This is a genomic window from Bifidobacterium sp. ESL0745 (assembly GCF_029433335.1).
Taxonomy (GTDB): domain Bacteria; phylum Actinomycetota; class Actinomycetes; order Actinomycetales; family Bifidobacteriaceae; genus Bifidobacterium.
In genome coordinates, this window is the sequence record NZ_JAQTHX010000003.1 from 1 (window position 1) to 20,195 (window position 20,195).

Consider the following 20,195-nt stretch of genomic DNA (forward strand, 5'->3'; position numbering starts at 1 on the left):
GCCGCTTGATACCGCACTGTTGCCACCGGCAAGATTTTGAGCTACGCCGCTTGATACCGCACTGTTGCCACCGGCAAGATTTTGAGCTACGCCGCTTGATACCGCACTGTTGCCACCGGCAACAGTGCCTATCGGGTGCTCGAAAATCTGGGTCACGTCGTTGAGGTCGACAACCTGCTTGCCCAGCCGTGAGGTCGCCATCTGCTTGAGCTGTAATGTATTACGCATTGGCGGCACGTCGGCGATGAGCTCATTGGCCTGCTTGACATGGAACTTCTGCTTGGTGGCGCGGGCTCGAGCGCCGCGAGTCAGCCACGCGAGTTCCTTGCGAGCGAGGTTCCGCCGCCGTTCCTCGCGGATATCGGCCTGCCGGTCGCGCTCGACACGCTGGAGCATATAAGCGCTGTATCCGCCTTCAAAGGGGTCGATCACCCCATCGTGCACCTCCCACATCGACTCACAGACCTCGTCCAAAAACCAGCGGTCGTGGGTAACCAGCAGCAGCGCACCCTGCCCCGCGGCCCAACGGTTCTTCAGGTGTTCTGCCAGCCAGTGAATGGTCACGATATCCAAGTGGTTCGTAGGCTCGTCAAGCGCGAGAATGTCCCAATCCCTCAGCAACAAACGGGTCAAATCGGCACGCCGACGTTGTCCGCCGGAAAGCGAACCGACCTTGGCGTCGAGGCTCAGGCCGCCGAGCAACGCCTCCACGATTTCGCGCGAACGCGTATCAGATGCCCACTGGTAATCCTCACGCCCCTCGAGCGCAGCCTGACGCACCGTGGCATTGTCATCGAGCGGATCGCGCTGGTCGAGCATGCCAAAAGTCAGTCCATTACGAGTGGTCACGCGCCCGGAATCGGGCTGCTGCGTACCGGCCAGCAAATGCAAAAGCGTTGATTTGCCGTCGCCGTTCTTGCCGACGATACCGATGCGGTCGCCTTCGAAGACACCTTGCGTTACATCGGTGAAAATGTTTTTGGTTGCAAAATCAAGCGAAACGTGTTCAAGTCCCAAGTCATAAGTCGGCATAGTGATTCGATGGTACCGCCGCCGGCCAACACCCTTGAGCTTGCAACCGAATCAGTTGCCACATCTTCTGTATGCTTTTCGTCGCGCCATCACCGAAAACGCGACCAAAAGCACACTTTCCCATGCTTTTCGTCGCGTTCAATAAAAAACTGCGACCAAAAGCACACTTTCAGCCGCTTTTTCGTGCTTTTCGTCGCATTGGCACGAGAAAGGGCCAATGAATCAGCCGACGGACGCGAGCACAAGCTGATAGGCAAGCCACTCGCCTAGCGTGTAAATACGAACCGCCGAACCGATCACTCACTCATCGCACGAGCGCTGGCGGCGCAACGCACGGCGAACGAGGAAAAGACCTGATCGGCGAGCGGCTGCAGCTCAACGTCATAGCGCTTGAAATCCTCGCGAATCTTGGCAATCTGGCTTTTCTTCATGCCTTCGACCATGCAAGGCTCGCTGAGCCACTCGTCCAGAAGCGTCGGCGTAACCTCCAGATGGAATTGCAGGCCGAGCGCGCTTTTATAGCAAAATGCCTGGTTTTCGGTGTACTTCGAGGATGCCAGAAGTTGACCGCCCTCAGGCACGGAAACGACGTCGTTGTGCCAATGGAGCACATTGATCTGGTTCTCCCACAGCGGGAACCAATCGTTCTTTGCGACCCGCTTGATCGGTGCGAACCCGATTTCCGAGCATTTCCCGCTTTGCAGCTTGGCCCCTAGCGCCGTGGCGATGATCTGGTGTCCCAGGCAGATGCCGAGCACCGGTTTGCCGGCCTTCACGGCCTTGCGCACCAGTTTGGCCTCGGTTTTCAGCCCCGGATATTCCTTGTAATCCTGCGCCCCCATCGGGCCGCCCATAACGACAAGCCCGGCTATTTCATCGCTTTTTGGCACATCCGGATCACTTTGAGCGGCAATGCTCAAGGTCTGGCTGGCCATGCCAAGGTCATCAAGATTATCAAGGATTCGTCCTGGCTTTTCACACGGGACATGTTGCAGAATAAGCACTTTCGACGTCATCATAATTCCATTGTGTCATTTCGTCACCCCAAAATTTGTATTGATTGACTTCAGGCGAACGTTTTCCTCGGCTTTGTCGGCTAAAGCCAATATCCTTGTGACTTATGGGAAACGCCACAAAACCGCAGAATTCCAAGCCTCTTCAATCGAATCAGCCGAAAGCTCTCTCGAACGCCGCCGTCGACCTAAAGCTTTATAACACCGCCACTCACGAAGTGTCGACGTTCACGCCGATCGTGCCCGGCAAAGTAGGGATCTACGTGTGCGGCGCGACGGTGCAGAGCTCGCCGCATATCGGCCACATTCGGGCGGCGGTCGCATTCGACATCGTCCGCCGTTGGCTGCAAAAGCTTGGTTACGACGTCACGTTCATCCGCAATGTCACGGATATTGACGACAAGATTTTGGACAAGGCCGCAGCTGCCAGCCAGCAATGGTGGGCACGTGCCTATTATTACGAACGTAAATTCACGCGTGCCTACGACACACTCGGCGTGCTCGCCCCTACTTACGAACCCCGCGCCACCGGCCATATCGGCGACATGGTTGACTTGATTCAACGCCTGGTTGACCGCGGCCACGCCTATGTCATCACCGACACTGACGGCAATCCGAGCGGCAATGTGTTCTTCGACGTCGCCAGCTGGCCGCATTACGGCGAACTGACCCACCAGAAGCAGACTTCGGAAGTGGATTCCGCCGCAGCCGTAGCCGACGAAATGGGCCCCAGCATCGACCAGTCCGGAAACGACAAATACAATCCGGCCGATCCTGCGGATTATTCTCCCGATAAGCACGATCCGCGCGATTTCGCGCTGTGGAAGGCTTCAAAGGAAAGTGATCCCGAAACGGCCCGTTGGAAGACGCCGTTCGGCACCGGCCGCCCCGGCTGGCATATCGAGTGCTCGGCGATGAGCCATCGTTATCTCGACGGCATGTTCGACATCCACGGCGGCGGGCTTGACCTGCGCTTCCCGCACCACGAAAATGAGATGGCGCAGACGCGCGCAGCCGGTTATGAATCGGCCAACGTGTGGATGCACTCGGCTTGGGTGACAGCCAAGGGCGAGAAAATGTCGAAGTCGCTGGGCAACGGGCTTTCCGTACCGAGCGTGCTCGCGCAGAATTCGGCCTGGGTGGTGCGCTATGCCTTGGGCGGCGTACAATATCGCTCAATGCTCGAATGGAGCGACCAAACGCTTGCCGAAGCGCAGTCCGCCTACGAGCGCATCAGCAATTTCATCGATCACGCCGGAAAGGCACTCGGTACCGACGGCCAGCCAAGCCGCGCGGAAATCGAAAAGGTGAGTGCCGACCAATTACCTATCGACTTTGTGGACGCGATGAACGACGATATCAACGTTTCGGGAGCCACGGCCGCAATCTTCACCGCCATCCGTCACGGCAATTCGCTGATTGGTGAGCTGGAAGCCAAGCAAGCGGTGCTTGACTCGATAGACAGTAGTGATTTGAACGTGCTGGTGGACGAGTTCGAAGCCACACTCGCGCAAGTGAACGCGCGATACTCCGACATGCCCCAAGAGGCGATCCAGGAGGATGCCAAGGCTCGTTTCGCCTTGACACACGGCAGCCTTTCCTGCGATGCCATCGAGGCTCTCACCTCACGCGTCGCCTTGCGCAAGACCCTGCTTTCGATTCGTGCCATGCTTGATACTTTGGGCCTTGATCCGCTCGCCGAACCTTGGAACAATCCTGCTGGCGTGGGAGGCACTGATGGGCAAAGCGCACTCGGCAGCAGCGACGCCGAGGCCGAGCACAAACTATTGGATGCGATGATTCGGCACCAGCTTGATGCCCGCAACGCCGCCCGCAAAGCCAAAAATTTCGAGGTCGCCGACAGGATTCGCGATGGCCTTAACGCCATGGGAGTGACCATCGAAGACAAGCCCACCGGTTCCACCTGGAGTCTGAAGTAGCATTCGCTACAGGCAGCGATACTATTCGCGGCGAATATCGGCATTGACCTGTCCATCATTTATGTACGGGTCGGATACATAAAAGTCGGAGATCGGACGCTGAATCTGATCTCCGACTTTTGTATATACGCTTATTTTTTACCCTAACAATTATAAGAATAAATGATTATTAGTCTTTTCGGTTTGCATTTTGTATTTCATTGCCTTACAATAACCTTAATATCCCAATAAAAGAATATTTAGTCCATATGAGCACAGGTAATGATGGGCGATACCTTCTAACGGAACGATTTTAAAGGTGATGCGTTATGAATAGAAGTCTCAAAACGGTAATTGCAACGTCTATTGCAGCCGCGATGCTGCTGGCACCTGTCCTTGCACAGGCGGCTGATCCTTCCGAACAAACCGACCGGCCACAACAAACCAACGCCGTCTCTGCCCGAGGCATGGAGCCATCCGCACAAAGCGGTGAATGCGACGGCACCACCGGCCCCATGACCCACGGCCACTGGACCCTCGGACCCAGCGCCGAATACGGCGGCGAATGCACGCTGACCTTTACGGCAACCGACCCTCTGATAGAGAATGATTTCACAGGTTTGGAAATCCAGCCAGGCACCGACGCACCGTTCACCCACATGAAGATCGAACACAATTTCGCTTACGCCAAACACATCGTTTTCGACGGCATCAACAAGACACAATTGCCTGAAAACTCAGCGTTCCTATTCGGCGACTGGGATCCGACTCCGAATCACACCTACCTCAAGACCTTCAAAGGCAACGGCCTTGTAGACACCAGCCATGTAAAAAACATGCAAGGCATTTTCCAGGGAGACCGCGGAATGACCTCTTTGGACTTAAGCGGCTGGGACACCAGCAATGTCACCAGCATGCGGTCGATGTTCGACGGGATTCAGTTGCCAACTCTGGATGTCGCCGACTTTGACACCCACAACGTCACCGACATGAATAGCATGTTCTATTCCGCCTGCAACATCCATACCTTGGATCTGAGCAAATGGGATACCAGCAAGCTTAATCTTACGATCAAACCCGATGGAACCAGCAACACAGATGCCATGTTCTGCAGGGTCAACAAAATAACTGTCGGCCCCAAGACAAGGCTCTCAAGTCGAAGCTTCAATGGCAATCCCGTGCCATCGGCTCTCCATGCAAGTCCATCAGCACCCGGCACAAGCTACACAGACAAATGGATAAAGGTTTCGCATCTGTCAAACAACACGTCGGGAACGACGGAGCCATTGACGAACGTTCAGGCTCAAGCTCAGGACAATTTCGGCAATAGCCTCGCGAATGATCCCAACCGCGCAGGCACCTACGTCTGGCAGACCGCGCCGCTGCGCACGCTCAACCTGCAGGCGAATCCGCCTTCCGGCTATACCGCTACGGCCAGTGCAAGCGGGTTTACCGCTGATGGTAATGGCAACCTGAGCACGAGCTCCACCAATATGACCGTCAACGACGTGCCTATGCCACAATTCGATACCAATGGCGAAGTCATCAGCCCTGGCACCCCGAGCACGGTACACACTCTCGACCCCGACGTCGCCTTGCCTGCCGGCAACCCGTTCACCCTTACCGCCGCTTCCCCGACCTCGGACACCTACACACTGTTGGGATGGAGCGCTACCCCAGGAGCCACCACTGCCGACCACGCGCTGGGCAGCACCGTGAATGTAGCCAGTAGTGATGTGACCCTTTATGCCGTATGGCAGAAGGTGGAACCGACCACGCCGTCGGAACCATCGACACCATCGACACCATCCGAACCCACAACTCCGTCAGCTCCCTCTGAACCGACTACGCCATCCGAACCCACGACCCCGTCAGCTCCCTCTGAACCGACTACGCCATCCGAACCCACGACCCCGTCAGCTCCCTCTGAACCGTCGACACCATCCGAACCCACAGCTCCATCGGTTCCCTCGGCGCCCTCAACGCCGTCCGCGCCAACTGCGCCGAGCGAGCCCACGGTTCCGAGCACCGCTCCATCCTCACAGCCACAGGTTCCAACGAATACCTCTGAAACTTCCGGATCGACAGGCTCGGCTTCTCCTGAGCATATGAGCGGCACAACCGTGCAAGCGGCGACTCCTGCACCAGCCGTCAATGTCCAAATTGCAGCTCCTTCGGCGCTCACCCTCGTCCCAGTCGCAGCACCGTTGGTCGCACCTGCGGCACTTACCGTGGGGACACCAGCGGCACCTGCCAACGCACCGGTCACAGGCATCGTTGCACCCAATGCCAACGGCGCGGCACCCAATGCGACGGTCGGTGGCAATGGCGACCATAACATCGGCGGCACGCCTCAGGCATCAGCACCCGTCCCGCAACAAAAGACCTGCGAAGTCGCCTACTACGGCGACGGATCGGTGGCCCCCGCAGCCATCATCTGCAAGAGCGAGGGTGGGAGCAACACCGCCAGCACGACACCCAGCCACATCGCCAGCACTGTTCTGGCACCGGCATGGCTGTTCATGTTCGCATTCGTGGCCTTGTTCCTCTTCGCCATGTTCCTCTACCAGCGCCGCAACGAGTTCCTCGCCGCACAACACCGCGCCGAAGCAGTCGCCTGACCATACGCATCCAATACAGAAAAATGGGAAACTCCGGCCTTCGGGTCGGAGCTTCCCATTTTTATAATCCGTCTGAACCCAAAAATGTACCCTCAGCACTGCGGTAAGCATCACATTCGGCTTTGATAGAAAATAGGAATCGCCATCGCTTTTGACTTGTCTTTTGTATTAACTTGTGTTACATTATAATTGGTTATTGAAATTAGGGAATATTTAGCATGAAATACCAATAGGGTTTTATAGAACGATATTCCCAGAAGAAAACGATTAAGGACGATGCGTTATGCGTAAGAATCTTAAAGTAGTATGCGGAACCGCGATCGCGGCCGCGATGCTGCTTGCGCCCGTTCTGGCACAAGCTGCCGACCCACAGACACAAGGATCACAAGCAACCGGGCAATCCCAACAAAGCACAGCCACAACATCGGCATCTACTCCCTCGTCCAAGGCCTCGTTGCAACAAACCGGTACCCCGGCTCCTTCCGTTTCCGCACAAGGACTGGAGCCCTCCGCCCAAGGCGGCGACTGCAGCGACACCGGCCCCATGACGCACGGTCGCTGGACTTTGGCTCCCAGCGCCGAATACGGCGGCGAATGCACCCTGACCTTCACCGCGACCGACCCAGTTCAGGAAAACGACTTTACCGGACTTGAATCCGACTTTTCTCACATGTATGGCGCATATGCCCATATGGGCACTATCCATAATTTCTCGAATGCCAACCATATCGTCTTTGACGGCGTAAACAAAACCAAGCTTCCGGAGAACGCGTCCTTCATGTTTGGCGATTGGAACTATGGATTCGAAAGTTTCGACAGCAACAATCACCTCGACACCAGCCATACCAAAAACATGCAAGGCATGTTCCAGGCATCCTACACTATGAGAGATTTGGATTTGAGCGGATGGGACACCAGCAGTCTTGAAAACATGACCTCGATGTTTGACGGCTGCGGTGTTAGCAGCCTGGACTTGAGCGGCTGGAATACAAGCTCCTTGAATACAACGAGATGGGCATTTTGGGGCATGCTTCATCTAAAAGCGTTGAATCTCAGTGGCTGGGACACCGGCAATGTCGAGGACATGTATCAGATGTTCGGTTGGGACGATTTCAACATGCTCACCATCGGCCCTAAAACAAAGCTGACGAACCTCGATGAAACCAGCTTCGATAACGACCCGAATTATCCCGGCACTTGGCTGAAAGTAACCAAGCTCTCGGACGGAACGTCAGGCACGACACAAGCGGATACCGATTCCACACCCGAGGAAATCTACGACTTCTCGCTAACTTTGTCCAACGACCCCGAACGCGCGGGAACGTACGTCTGGACGAACAACCGGCAACAAACACTCAGCCTCTATGCCAACCTGCCTTCGGGTTATACCGCCACAGCGGACGCAGACGGTTACACCGCCGATGAACTCGGGAACCTCCACGCCACAGCCTCCGGCACACGCGTCAGCAACGTGCCCATGCCGCAATACGATGCCGACGGACACCTCGTCAACCACGGCACCCCGCAGACCATCGATACCATGAAAGCCGATATCAAGCTGCCGACCGGCGATCCGTTCACGCTTTCCGCAGCACCGGAAACCACCGATACCTATACCTTCAAGGGCTGGAGCGATGCACAAAATGCCACAGCAGCAAATCATAACGACGGTGATACGATCAACATCTCCGGCGCAAACACAACGCTCTACGCTGTCTGGAAGAAGGACGTCGAAGAGAACAATCATCACGAGACGACACCTGTGCCCAGCACGCCTTCAGAGAACACCCCAAGCTCGAGCGAGCCTTCGGGCAGCACTCCCAGTACGAGTACCCCTTCAGGCAGTACCCCTTCAGGCAGTACCCCAAGCACGGGCACGCCTTCAGGCAGTACCCCAAGCACGGGCACGCCTTCAGAGAACACCACGAGTGTCGGCACATCTTCGGCAAGCACGAGCACGCCTTCGGCCTCCAAACCGAGCAACACGACCGAGACGGGCAAACCGTCAACCAGCGCATCAGGCGCGCACCATACTGATGGCAATACAGGCAATGTGACGGTTCAATCGGCCACTCCAGCTCCGGCCTTGAGCGCTCCGGTCTCCACGTCCACGGTGCCTACGCTTGCGCCAGCAGCGGCGGCACTTCCCGCAGCACAAATACTCGCGACTCCAGCGGCTGCCACTACGGCTCCGGCAACGGCTGCGGTTGCAGTGGCTCCTAGAACCGGAACCGCCGCAACGCCAATCAACCCCACAACCCCGACGCCAGCCGATCAGTCCATTGGTCAGGTACCGAACAATGTCGCGCCGCAAGAAAAGCAGAAGTCGTGCGAAATTGCCTACTATGCAGAAGGCTCTGTGGCACCGGCCGCAGTCATCTGCAAGCCCGATGGCACCACGATGACCCCGATCGCGACGTCAGGCCACATCGCCAGCACCGTCGCACCGGCATGGCTGTTCATGCTCGTCCTCGCGGCCGTGTCCCTGATCGCCATGTTCCTCTACAGGCGCCGCAACGAGTTCCTCGCCGCGCAACACCGCGCCGAAGCAGTTGCCTGACCGATACGCATCCGGTTTATCAAGGAGGAGCCCCGCAATCAAGCGGGGCTCCTCCTTTTTTTATGGTTACCTGGTGAGAAGAATCATATCGCGTACTGCAATGCGCTCAGGAAATATTTACGCATAAACTATGACCTTGCTCACAAAAACACACACAGCCATCAAGTTATTTGCGTTTTGTAATATAACGTACTACAATAAAAACCAAAGTGGGGAATATAAAGGAATGTATCTAATTAAATTGGGCACATTATACGATATTTCTACGAAGAAGAATTAAGGACGATGCGTTTATGCGTAAGAATCTTAAAATAGTATGCGGGACTACGATTGTCGCCGCGATGCTGCTTGCGCCCGTTCTGGCACAGGCCGCAAATCCCCAAACGCAAGGATCACCAACGACTGGGCAATCCCAGCAGACCGTGGCACCGATGTCTGCGGTCACCACACCAAGACAACGGGCCGCCGCCAAGCCAGGCGCACAGGACGAAGAACCCTCCACGCAACCTCCCGCCCAGAACTGCAACGACAGAGGCGAGATGAGCCACGGCTACTGGGCCTTGGCGCCCAGCGCCGAATACGGCGGGGAATGCACCCTGACCTTCATGGCCACCGACCCGAACCAGGAAAACGACTTCAAAGGCCTGGAGACCTACGCCGACATCGACAACGAATGGCACTCCTATTACTCCCGCCAAGCAACGTTGGATTCGGGAGTTTATGCTCCGGCTCAAATCGACAAAGGCGCACGGGCGGCGAAATTCTCGCAGGCCAAGCATATCGTCTTCGACGGCACTACCCCAGACGCCAAGACCATGCTGCCGGAGGACGCGCGCTGGATGTTCGCCGAATGGGGCGACTACTACGAAACCAACTGGGATACATGGGAAACTGATACCTTGAACGTCAATCTCAAAACGTTCAAGAGCAACGGCCACCTTGATACCAGCCACACCACGAACATGAAGGCGATGTTCCAGTATGACTGGAACATGACAGACCTTGACACGACCGGCTGGGACACCAGCCATGTCAAGGACATCGGCTCGATATTTGATGAGGACCGCGCCTTCACCAACCTGGACCTCAGCAATTGGGACGTCAGCTCGGTGGAAAACATGTATCAGACGTTCTGGAACATGACCGGACTCAAGACGCTGAACCTCAGCGGCTGGGACACCGCCAACGCCACCAATACGGATGGCATGCTTTCCTGGAACGGCCTTGAGACCCTGACCGTAGGGCCCAAAACGAAGCTGTCGGCCTTCAAGGATTTCGAGATGGACCATCACATCGACCCCAACGCCCCTGGCGACTCGGGATGGTGGACGGAGACCCGTGCGTACAAGGGCAAGTGGTTGAAAATCACCGGTCTGTCCAACGGCACGTCCGGCACCACTCAGGCAATCAACGATCCCAAGCCCCAGACCACCGAAGAGGTCAACGCGACCCTGACAAATGACGCGAACCGCGCAGGCACCTATACTCGCGTGAACTCACAGAACCAAACACCCTATCTCAGCCGTACGGCCAATCTCAACCTGAAGGCCAACCTTCCCGCTGGCTACACGGCTCAGGCTGCTGCCGACGGGTATACCGCCGACGCCGACGGCAACCTGACGGCCGACGCGCAAGTCAACGGCGTGAACGCCTTAAACGTGACATTCCCGACCTTTGATGCCGCGCAACAGATTACGGGCAACGGCCAGAAATACGATATCACGCAGACGAGCACCGCGATGAACCTGCCCGCAAGCAACCCGTTCACGCTCACGAAGGGGGCGGGAACCACCGACACCTATACCTTCCAGGGTTGGAGCACCACTCCGAACGCTACTGCCGCCGACTACCTTGCCGGCGATCCGGTCAACCTCACCAGTGCGGATACAACGCTCTACGCGGTTTGGAAAAAGGACGTCAAGGAGTCCGAGGAGCCTGCACATTCCACAGCGCCTGCTCCAGGTACTTCAGTACCTGCCGACCCAGGTACAACAACAGCGCCTGCCGCCCCTTCGCCAGGTTCACCAGCGCCTGCTCCAGGTACTTCAGTACCTGCCACTCCAGGTACAACAACACCTACCACTCCAGATACACCAGCGCCTGCTCCAGGCACTTCAGTACCTGCCGACCCAGGAACTTCAGCGCCTGCCGACCCAGGAACTTCAACACCTGCCGCCCCTACGCAGACCACTCCGAGCACAAGCAAACCGTCTCATTCGGACAGTTCAAGCTCAGCAAGCACGGCGAAGCCTTCAGTCTCCAAGCCAGGCCATACAAACGAGACGGGCACGCCGGCAACCGGTGCGGTAAATGAAAGCCACACCAATGGCAGCGCAGGTAACGTGACGGTGCAGCCGGCAACACCAGCCCCGTCCGTGACCGCACCTGTGGCTAAGACCACGGCCCCTGTCCTTGCGCCTGCAATGCCCAGCCTGCCTATGGCACAAACACTTGCCGTTTCAGCTACTGCCACAGCTTCTGAAACCACAGCAGTCGCAGTAGTTCCTAGAATGGGCAACACCATGACGCCGACCAATTCCAAGGTTCCTGTACCCGCCGACCAATCGGAAGATGGGACGCCGAACAACATTGCACCGCAGGCAAAACAGAGATCTTGCACAGTCGCCTATTACTCGGGAGGCTCCGTGGCTCCCGCTGCAATCATCTGCAATGCTGAAGGCGCTGCTCTGAGCCCGATCTCGACGCAGACAACAAGCAGCATGGTTCCGGCATGGCTCTTCATGCTCGTCTTTGCAGCTCTGTCCATACTGGGGATGTTCGCCTACCAGCGTCGTAATGTATTCCCCGCTGCACTGCATCGTTCAGCAACAACTCGCTGATTACAACGGAATCGCTGAACCATAGGAGGTTGCACTCCTGACAAACAGGAAGCCTCGACCAGTTATACACTGCGTCGGGGCTTCCTGTTTCCTTCTTACTTCTCCCTACGAACCGCTAGAATTGAGACATTATGGCAGCATTCAGTTCTTTGACAGACAAGCTCTCCAACGCGTTCAAGCACCTGAAGAGCAAAGGCAAGCTTTCCGAGGCGGACATCGACGGTACGATCCGCGAGATTCGCCGCGCGTTGCTCGACGCCGATGTGGCGCTCGATGTGGTGCGCTCCTTCACTTCCCGTGTGCGTGAACGTGCGCTGGGTGAGGAGGTCTCGCAGGCGCTGAACCCCGCGCAGCAGGTGGTGAAAATCGTCAACGACGAGCTGACGCAGATTCTCGGCGCCGGTGTCGACCGTCCGTTGAACTTCGCCAAGACCCCGCCGACCATCATCATGTTGGCAGGTCTTCAGGGCGCAGGCAAAACGACGCTGGCGGGCAAGCTCGGCTACTGGCTGAAAGACGCCGGCCACACCCCGCTGCTGGTCGCGGCCGATCTGCAACGCCCGAACGCCGTCACCCAGCTGCAGGTGGTCGGGCAACGCGCGGATGTGCCGGTCTATGCGCCGGAAAAGGGCGTGCAGTCCGACGGCGGCGAGGCCGTGGCGGCTCCCGGCCAGACCAGCGGCGACCCGGTGAAGGTTGCGCGCGACTCGATTCAGTACGCCAAAGATAAACTGTATGACACGGTCATCATCGATACCGCAGGCCGTTTGGGCGTCGACGAGGAGCTGATGAAGCAGGCCCGCGATATCCGCGATGCCGTCAATCCCAACGAGATCCTCTTCGTCATCGACGCAATGATCGGCCAGGATGCGGTGCAGACCGCCGAGGCCTTCAACAAGGGCGTGGACTTCACCGGCGTGGTGCTCTCCAAACTCGACGGCGACGCACGAGGTGGTGCAGCGCTTTCCGTCGCAAGCGTCACCGGCAAACCGATTCTCTTCGTTTCCAACGGCGAAGGCCTCAAGGACTTCGAAGTCTTCCACCCCGACCGTATGGCCTCCCGCATCCTCGACATGGGCGATATTCTGACCCTTATCGAGCAGGCGCAGAAGGAGTTCGACGAGCAGGAGGCCATGGAGTCCGCCAAGAAGATGGCGAAGGGCACCTACGGCCTCGACGACTTCATGGATCAGCTCGAGCAGGTGCGCAAGCTTGGCTCGATGAAGAGCCTGTTGGGGATGATCCCCGGTATGGCCGCGCACCGCAAGGAACTCGAGGCCCTTGACGAGCACGAAATCGACCGCACCGAAGCCATCATCCACTCGATGACCCCGGAAGAGCGCCGCGATCCCTCCATCATCGACGGCTCCCGTCGTGCCCGCATCGCCTACGGTTCCGGCAACACGGTCTCTTCCGTCAATGGTCTGCTGCAACGTTTCGAGCAGGCGGCCAAGATGATGAAGCGCATGACCAACAAGGTCGGCAGCGGCATCCCTGGCATGGGCGGCCCGGCCATAGGCGGCGGCTACGGCAAAAAGGGCAAGAAAGGCAAGAAGAAGGGCAAGTCGAAGTCCGGCAACCCGATGAAGCGCGAGGCCGAAGAAAAGGCGCTACGCGCCAAGCTCGCCGGCAAGAAAAGTTCCGGCGGCTCGGCCTTCGCCAAGAAACCGCAGAATCCCGCCCTTCCTGAAGGCCTGCAGGCGGCCATGGACGCTGCCGGCACCGACGAGAACGGCACCCCGAACCTTCCACCAAACTTCGGCGGCGGCCTTTCCGGCTTGCTTGGCTGAGCCATATCCGTTGGATAACCGAAACAACCCGTTTTGCGACAGTATCGTGAATGACCGGGAGGCGGACGACCCAACCAAATCGTCACAACCGGCAACAATTCTGGTGGCATAAGGTAGTTGCCACACTTTCTGTCTCTAGTCCACCGTTTACGTGCAGTTGCAGTTGGGATAGAGGCAGGAAAATCAGGTCTGTGCCTCTGAACCAAGTCGCTATACGAATCACGCGAGTGGTTCAAGACACCGAAGCAACCAAATCCGTTCATGAAACCAGAAAGGCCCAGATCTTATGAGCACCATTCTTCTCATATTGTTGGGCCTCATCACTCTGTGGTGGGCGCTGCGTTTCCTTCCGGCAGGAGCTGACGGACACGGCACATTGCCCTATCTCATTGCATTCGTCCGTTTTCTCTGGATTCCGTCAGCGGTTATCTTGGCCATCGCGCTTATCTTCCGCCATTGGATTGTGGCCACTTTGGCCGCACTATTGATTGTGGCCATGCTCGTATTCGTTTCGCCTTGGTATAGGAAGAGGCATAATGGTTCCGCCAAGCGAGACCGGCCAAAACAATCATCACAGGACCGGAAAATCCAAAATAATGATGATTTGTATACCGTAATGACGCTGAATTGTCGTTACGGCCTTGCCGACCCGCAGGGCATCGTAGACGCTGTACGTAGCAATGACGTATCCATCTTGGCGCTGCAGGAACTTACCCAAGACCTGGTCACCGCCCTTGACAGAGTCGGTCTCAAGGCGCTGCTTCCCTACTGCCAGCTCGGTAGATCGCACAAAAGCGATAACGGCGGATTCAACGGCATTTTTTCACGTACCAAGCCCGATGCGCAGGCCGAAAGCACCGTTAATATCGCGGCAGCCGACGTGCCACATTGCCGAATTAATGGGGTGGCCGTTTACAGCGCACATCCCAAGTCCCCGATGCGTGGCTGCCAGGATTGGTCACGAGGCATCGTCAATTTGGCAACGCTCGGCCGAGGCGTTTCCGATAATCCGGACATTTCTTCGACGACCAAATCAGGAACCGCCAAACAAGACGGCACGAGCACGGTTCCTGGAAGCGACATCTCACAAGGGGATACCGTGACACAGATCAGCGGCGGCACCAATGACAACGCCGCTCAGAATGATTCATCCAACGTCTCATCTGCAGACGTATCCCCGTGTGAAACCATCGTCATGGGCGACCTCAACTCCAATCTCGACCACCCGAGCTTTCGCAGGTTGCTCAACGCCGGTTTGCAGGATGCCGGCCTCAATGTCTCCCATGGTGTCGCCGCCAGCTTCCCGCAATGGCTCCCCTGGCCCCGCCTTGAGCTCGACCATATTCTCGCGACTTCCGGCCTCGTGGCCTCAAACGTGCACACCCTCACCATCACCGGCAGCGATCACCTCGCCCTGCTTGCCGAGCTTTGCAACCGGTAATTCAAACCAGTTTGCTCTGAGATAAAAACCAAAGTGTCGTTTAAGGAACAATACTTCCTTTCAGCTAGACCATACCTTCGTACAAACCAAGCAATATGAGGCATTTACGCCTTTCACAACTGCTTTCAGAGCTCCACCGAAATGAATAGAATTAGACACAATATATCTGTCTATTGACTTTTAACAAGAGTGTCCATATGCTGTCTTTTTGGTTGCTATGTAGACGACTTGAACCGATACTAAAAGTACGAATTCAATGTCGAATGCAAAGAAGGACATATTATGAACGACACACAAAATGCAGACATTCAATTCAATATCTCCGTTAGCAAAGACCAGCTCACCCTGATGAAGCGGGCTGCAGCGCTTGAGGAGAGACCCGTCAAGGATTGGGCGGCGGACAAGCTGCTCGAGGCCGCAAGCGAAGGCGTGGAACAAGAAGTGACGCTTCAGGAGGTCAACGAGGAGTTCGATAAGATCCTCGCCACCTTCGAGGCTCCGGCGAACGTCTGATTGGAATCGGCCGGCCAGTAGCCTTAAGTGCAGGTCGGCATTTATAGAATCGTAAACACCCGGCACATATCCGGGTATAGCAACTTTAAGTAATAAAGCGGGTATGCAGATACTTGATCTGCCTACCCGCTTTCGTATTTCCGCAGCCACACTGCCGCAGTCGCCAACCAAATGGCCATTGGTTGGTTGGTTAATTAATTAGTTGGTGGATTGGTTGATTAGCCAAGCGACCAACCGATCAATCAACCGATCGATCAATCGCCGTCGCGACCCAATGCCTCGAGCAACTGGTCATCACGCGATTGGATGGTCTCGGCGGCCTCAACGCCTTGCCAGTCGTAGAAGCCCTTGCCGCTCTTCGCTCCCAGTTCGCCAGCGTCGACCTTGGCTTTGAGCGCGGTGTCTTCACCGGTTTCGTTGGCCAGATCGTCGTAGAGGTACTTGGAAATATTATCGAAGACATCAAGCCCACCGAGGTCGGCGCTGACGATCGGGCCGAGAATGGCCCACCGACGGCCGAGGCTGTATTTGACGATGTCATCGACGGCCTCCGGGGTGGCGATGCCGCGCTCGACGATGTTGAGGCATTCACGGATGACCGCCAGCTGAATGCGGTTGCCGACAAATCCAAGCGATTCCGTCTTGAGCGGAACCGCGTGTTTGCCCACGTGGTTCATCAGCTCAACCGTGACATCGACGGTTTCCTGATCGGTCTTTTCACCGGGCACCACCTCGACCAACGGCATAAGCTGGGCCGGGTTCCAGAAATGGGCGACAACGAAACGGCCGGGACGCTGCAAGCCGGACGCAATCTCCGACGGGCTCAGACCGGAAGTGTTCGTGGCAAGGATCGTCTGGTCGGAAACGATGCCTTCGACCTTCTTCCACACGTCGTGTTTGACCTCAAGATTTTCAAGCACCGATTCGATGATGAAATCGACGTCGGCAAGCGCCTCATAGTCGGTGGTCATGGCGATGCGGCCAAGTACCGCGTCCCTCTCGGTGGCCTTCACCATTCCGGACTTGATGAACGTGTCGAGGTCTCGCTCGATGAGCTTGCGGCCTCGGTCCAATGCCGGCTGAGCCGTGTCGACCACGGTCACATCGTAACCGTTCATCGCGAACTGCAACGCGGTGGCATGCCCCATTGTGCCCGCACCGAGATTGCCGATTTTCTTGATATCCGTCATCTTCATATGTATACCTCCTTAAAGCGCTTCATGGCGCAGATTCACTTTCAAGGATAGACCTAAAGCAGAATCTATCCAGCGGGCGCGATATAGTTGAAAAGTTATTCACGGGTGCGGGGCCCTCTCAATCCCGCAGGCCGTGAGGGACAACGCGGATTCAAGCAAGTATGCCCCACATACGAGCCCGAAACCGCAATGATACCTACAAGGAGAGCCACAATGGCTACCAAGATTCGTCTGAAGCGCATGGGCAAGAAGTTCTATGCCTTCTACCGCATTGTCGTCATGGATGAGCGCAAGAAGCGCGACGGCAAGTCGATCGAGGAGATCGGCCTGTACGATCCGAACCAACAGCCTTCGATGATCAAGATCGATTCCGATCGTGCTCAGTACTGGCTTGGCGTCGGCGCACAGCCGAGCGACCCGGTATTGAATCTTTTGAAGATCACCGGCGACTGGCAGAAGTTCAAGGGGCTGCCGGGTGCCGAGGGCACGCTGAAGACTGCAGAAGCCGCCCCGGATGCTGCTGCCCGCGTCGAAGCCGCTGAGGCCGACGCCCAGAAGCGCAAGGCCAAGCAGTCCGAAGCCAAGGCGAAGGCCGAGGCCGAGAAGGCCGCGGAAGCCGCCAAGGCCGATGAGGCGAAGGCCGCAGAAGCCGGTGCCGAAGAGGCCAAGGCCGAAGCTGCTGAAACCACTGAAACCGAGAAGGCTGAGTAATCATGCTCGCGCAAGCTGTGGAACACCTCATTTCCAATATCGTCGACTTTCCCGATGATGTGTCCGTGAAGTCCCACGAAAACGCCCGCGGCGAACTGTTGCGGGTGCGTGTGAACCCTGAAGACATCGGGCGTGTGATCGGCCGCTCCGGCCGCACCGCCAATGCGATCCGTACCGTGGTGCAGGCATTGTCCGACCACAAGGTGCGCGTCGACATCATGGATGTTCGCAAGTGAATCGCGACGAAACCATTTCGCAGCAGGCAGACCCTCAGCAGCGTGAACTGTTGAGGGTCTGTCGTATCGGGCGTGCGCAGGGACTCAAGGGCGAAGTGACCGTCCGCACATTCACCGACGAACCGGAACTGCGATTCGCCCCCGGCTCGGTTCTGTATACCAAAGACGGCGAACGCACTTATACGATTGCCCGTTCTCGCACGTTCAAAGACCGTTGGATCCTGCATTTCAAAGGTGTCGACAATCGCGACGCTTCCGAAGCGCTGAACGGCACGGAACTTTACGTTGAGGCTGACGACCTCGAGAAAATGGCCGAAGAGGACGCCTGGTACCCCAAGGACCTCATCGGGCTCGAGGTGCGTGTTGCGCAGAATCCCTCTAACGGAATCGATACCGTAAAAGCCGGCCAGGTCGTCGGCAAGGTCGTGGACGTCATCGACGGCCCCGCGCAATCACTGCTGAAGATTCGCCTGGCCACGCCGGTCATCGAGCAAAAAGACGGCAACTTTGTTGCCGCCCCTGCTGCCGAAACCGACAAAAACAGTGACGCTTCCAACGATTCTGAGAACACTGGCAAACCTAACGGTCCCAAGATTCCCAGTGACAAAGCGTCCAAAAACGATACCGATAAAATCATCAAAACGACGCTAGTTCCGTTCGTCGATGAACTGGTACCGGATATCGATCTTGACGAACATTATCTGACACTGGATCCGCCGGTTGGTTTGATCCCTGGGCTCTAATCGTTCATTCTCATCGACGATATTCCAACATCATTGCGACAATCATCGTATTTTGGGGTTCTTGGTGCACCAAGAACCCCAAAATCATAAAAATGAGACACAATTCTTCGATTTTTGACCCACTTGGCGCGCCAAGAACCTCAAAAATCGAAGAATTGGGTTTCAATCTTTCATTTTTAGAGCTCTTGGCGCGCCAAGAGCATCACTATTCCAACATTTGCATGTTGCTGAACGATATACATCTTGGAACACAATCCCCAAACCCTCATATTCATGGTTTTCTCCAGAACGTACTGTCGGGTGGGGTCACGATATGGTTGAAGGCATGAAGATCGATATCGTGTCCGTATTTCCCGAGTATTTTGAAGCCCTTAACGTCGGCCTCTTCGGGCGTGCCATCGAACATGGATTGCTCGACGTGAAAACGCACGATCTACGCGATTGGACCCACGACGTGCACCATTCCGTCGACGATACGCCGGTCGGCGGAGGTGCCGGCATGGTGATGAAACCTGAAGTTTGGGCCGAATGCCTCGATGATCTGCTGGGTATGAAACCCGTCGAAATCCGTGATGACGAAAAAAATACGGTGTCAACCCGCACAGGCACCGGCGACGACGATGAGGCTACCACGAAATCGCCGACGACTACGATTCCAAACGCCGGCATCGGCATTATCAACGATTCTCAATCGTCCTCCGAAATCGAACGCCATTCATCCGATGTGCTGGATTCGAATAGACACAAAACAACTGCAATAAATGCCTCAGAAGGCACAACAACTTTCCAAGTCTCCAATGACACTTTCAACGCCCTACAGAACGGTTCAGAAGATGAACCGACTACTTCCGCAGCGACCAATCAAGCCACCGCGAAACCGGTTTTGATTTTCCCGAATCCTTCGGCACCGTTGTTTACCCAGCGCGACGCAACCGAGCTTTCGCACGCCGACCACCTTCTCTTCGGCTGCGGCCGTTACGAGGGCTACGACGCACGTATTCCCCGCTATTACCGTGCGCAGGGCGTTGACGTGCGCGAATACTCAATCGGCGACTATGTCCTGAACGGCGGCGAAGTGGCCGTCTCGGTGATGCTCGAAGCCATCACGCGCCTGATGCCCGGATTCATGGGCAACCCCGACTCCATCGTGGAGGAATCCTACACCGGCCAGAACGCGCTTCTGGAGCACTACCAGTATACAAAACCTGCGGTCTGGCGCGGCATGGGCGTACCCGACGTGCTGACCAGCGGCGACCACGACAAGGTCAACCGCTTCCGCCGCGACGAGGCCATCTCCCACACCGACCGGCTCCGCCCCGACCTCATCGAGCAGCTCGACTGCAAGTCCCTCGACAAGGCCGACCGCAAAACTCTGATGTCGTTGGGCTGGGAAGTCTCCGGCCCCCACCCTCGCAAGCTGGATGCGTAGACTGGACTTCACCAATACCATTCGTGCAACCGGACGCATAGGCTTCGTCATCGAATAGAGCTTCTCCGCCAACATCATCTGTACAATCGGACGCATAGGCTTCGCAGCCTATCGATTTCTTCCGCGCCGACACCCACAGCAAGGCAAACAA

Annotated in this window: 14 protein-coding genes; 11 read left to right on the plus strand and 3 right to left on the minus strand. The window is 56.6% G+C overall.

Annotated elements, in window-relative coordinates; all coding sequences use genetic code 11:
* Together PT275_RS08120 and PT275_RS08125 are read right to left on the minus strand one after the other, a co-directional pair.
* Positions 1 to 1,032, minus strand: a 1,032-nt coding sequence (locus PT275_RS08120; RefSeq protein ID WP_277153894.1) for an ATP-binding cassette domain-containing protein, incomplete at its 3' end; no start/stop codon positions are given.
* 296 nt (positions 1,033 to 1,328) lie between these two features.
* Entirely contained in the window at positions 1,329 to 2,051 is a 723-nt protein-coding gene (locus PT275_RS08125) for a type 1 glutamine amidotransferase (protein WP_277153895.1), read from the minus strand.
* Positions 2,052 to 2,152: 101 nt separating this feature from the next.
* Here PT275_RS08125 and cysS point away from each other — a divergent pair, with 101 nt between their 5' ends.
* The 7 genes from cysS to PT275_RS08160 all read left to right on the plus strand — a co-directional run bounded on the left by cysS (position 2,153) and on the right by PT275_RS08160 (position 15,729).
* Positions 2,153 to 3,985 (plus strand): cysteine--tRNA ligase, encoded by a 1,833-nt coding sequence (gene cysS, locus PT275_RS08130; protein WP_277153896.1) that lies wholly within the window; start codon positions 2,153 to 2,155, stop codon positions 3,983 to 3,985.
* 308 nt (positions 3,986 to 4,293) lie between these two features.
* Positions 4,294 to 6,585, plus strand: coding sequence for a BspA family leucine-rich repeat surface protein (locus tag PT275_RS08135; protein ID WP_277153897.1), 2,292 nt, complete (start codon positions 4,294 to 4,296; stop codon positions 6,583 to 6,585).
* Between the two features lie 283 nt (positions 6,586 to 6,868).
* Positions 6,869 to 9,145: a BspA family leucine-rich repeat surface protein gene (locus PT275_RS08140; protein WP_277153898.1), complete on the plus strand. Its 2,277-nt coding sequence runs from the start codon at positions 6,869 to 6,871 to the stop codon at positions 9,143 to 9,145.
* 293 nt (positions 9,146 to 9,438) lie between these two features.
* Entirely contained in the window at positions 9,439 to 11,985 is a 2,547-nt protein-coding gene (locus tag PT275_RS08145; protein WP_277153899.1) for a BspA family leucine-rich repeat surface protein, read from the plus strand.
* A 131-nt stretch (positions 11,986 to 12,116) separates the two neighbouring features.
* Positions 12,117 to 13,775, plus strand: a complete 1,659-nt coding sequence (gene ffh / locus PT275_RS08150) for a signal recognition particle protein (RefSeq protein WP_277153900.1) — start codon at positions 12,117 to 12,119, stop codon at positions 13,773 to 13,775.
* Positions 13,776 to 14,061: 286 nt separating this feature from the next.
* On the plus strand, positions 14,062 to 15,216 hold the full coding sequence (locus tag PT275_RS08155) for an endonuclease/exonuclease/phosphatase family protein (RefSeq protein WP_277153901.1): 1,155 nt from the start codon (positions 14,062 to 14,064) through the stop codon (positions 15,214 to 15,216).
* 282 nt (positions 15,217 to 15,498) lie between these two features.
* Positions 15,499 to 15,729, plus strand: coding sequence for a DUF1778 domain-containing protein (locus PT275_RS08160; protein WP_277153902.1), 231 nt, complete (start codon positions 15,499 to 15,501; stop codon positions 15,727 to 15,729).
* A gap of 254 nt (positions 15,730 to 15,983) precedes the next feature.
* Here the strand turns inward: PT275_RS08160 and PT275_RS08165 are convergent, their stop codons facing one another.
* Positions 15,984 to 16,919, minus strand: a complete 936-nt coding sequence (locus PT275_RS08165) for a 3-hydroxyacyl-CoA dehydrogenase family protein (protein WP_277154030.1) — start codon at positions 16,917 to 16,919, stop codon at positions 15,984 to 15,986.
* Between the two features lie 219 nt (positions 16,920 to 17,138).
* Between PT275_RS08165 and rpsP the strand changes: the two genes are divergently transcribed.
* The 4 genes from rpsP to PT275_RS08185 all read left to right on the plus strand — a co-directional run bounded on the left by rpsP (position 17,139) and on the right by PT275_RS08185 (position 20,044).
* The gene (rpsP, locus tag PT275_RS08170) at positions 17,139 to 17,636 is read left to right on the plus strand and encodes a 30S ribosomal protein S16 (protein ID WP_277153903.1); all 498 of its coding nucleotides are present in this window, start codon (positions 17,139 to 17,141) and stop codon (positions 17,634 to 17,636) included.
* A gap of 2 nt (positions 17,637 to 17,638) precedes the next feature.
* Positions 17,639 to 17,872, plus strand: a complete 234-nt coding sequence (locus tag PT275_RS08175) for an RNA-binding protein (protein WP_277142488.1) — start codon at positions 17,639 to 17,641, stop codon at positions 17,870 to 17,872.
* Positions 17,873 to 17,886: 14 nt separating this feature from the next.
* Positions 17,887 to 18,615, plus strand: a complete 729-nt coding sequence (gene rimM, locus PT275_RS08180; RefSeq protein WP_277154031.1) for a ribosome maturation factor RimM — start codon at positions 17,887 to 17,889, stop codon at positions 18,613 to 18,615.
* A 325-nt stretch (positions 18,616 to 18,940) separates the two neighbouring features.
* The gene (locus PT275_RS08185; RefSeq protein ID WP_277154032.1) at positions 18,941 to 20,044 is read left to right on the plus strand and encodes a tRNA (guanine(37)-N(1))-methyltransferase; all 1,104 of its coding nucleotides are present in this window, start codon (positions 18,941 to 18,943) and stop codon (positions 20,042 to 20,044) included.
* The last annotated feature ends 151 nt before the right edge of the window (positions 20,045 to 20,195 follow it).

Bases quoted from the DNA above. Each gene is read 5' to 3' on its own strand.
- PT275_RS08125 (WP_277153895.1), bottom strand. From the start codon at position 2,051: ATGATGACGTCGAAAGTGCTTATTCTGCAACATGTCCCGTGTGAAAAG.
- cysS (WP_277153896.1), top strand. From the start codon at position 2,153: ATGGGAAACGCCACAAAACCGCAGAATTCCAAGCCTCTTCAATCGAAT.
- PT275_RS08135 (WP_277153897.1), top strand. From the start codon at position 4,294: ATGAATAGAAGTCTCAAAACGGTAATTGCAACGTCTATTGCAGCCGCG.
- PT275_RS08140 (WP_277153898.1), top strand. From the start codon at position 6,869: ATGCGTAAGAATCTTAAAGTAGTATGCGGAACCGCGATCGCGGCCGCG.
- PT275_RS08145 (WP_277153899.1), top strand. From the start codon at position 9,439: ATGCGTAAGAATCTTAAAATAGTATGCGGGACTACGATTGTCGCCGCG.
- ffh (WP_277153900.1), top strand. From the start codon at position 12,117: ATGGCAGCATTCAGTTCTTTGACAGACAAGCTCTCCAACGCGTTCAAG.
- PT275_RS08155 (WP_277153901.1), top strand. From the start codon at position 14,062: ATGAGCACCATTCTTCTCATATTGTTGGGCCTCATCACTCTGTGGTGG.
- PT275_RS08160 (WP_277153902.1), top strand. From the start codon at position 15,499: ATGAACGACACACAAAATGCAGACATTCAATTCAATATCTCCGTTAGC.
- PT275_RS08165 (WP_277154030.1), bottom strand. From the start codon at position 16,919: ATGACGGATATCAAGAAAATCGGCAATCTCGGTGCGGGCACAATGGGG.
- rpsP (WP_277153903.1), top strand. From the start codon at position 17,139: ATGGCTACCAAGATTCGTCTGAAGCGCATGGGCAAGAAGTTCTATGCC.
- PT275_RS08175 (WP_277142488.1), top strand. From the start codon at position 17,639: ATGCTCGCGCAAGCTGTGGAACACCTCATTTCCAATATCGTCGACTTT.
- PT275_RS08185 (WP_277154032.1), top strand. From the start codon at position 18,941: ATGAAGATCGATATCGTGTCCGTATTTCCCGAGTATTTTGAAGCCCTT.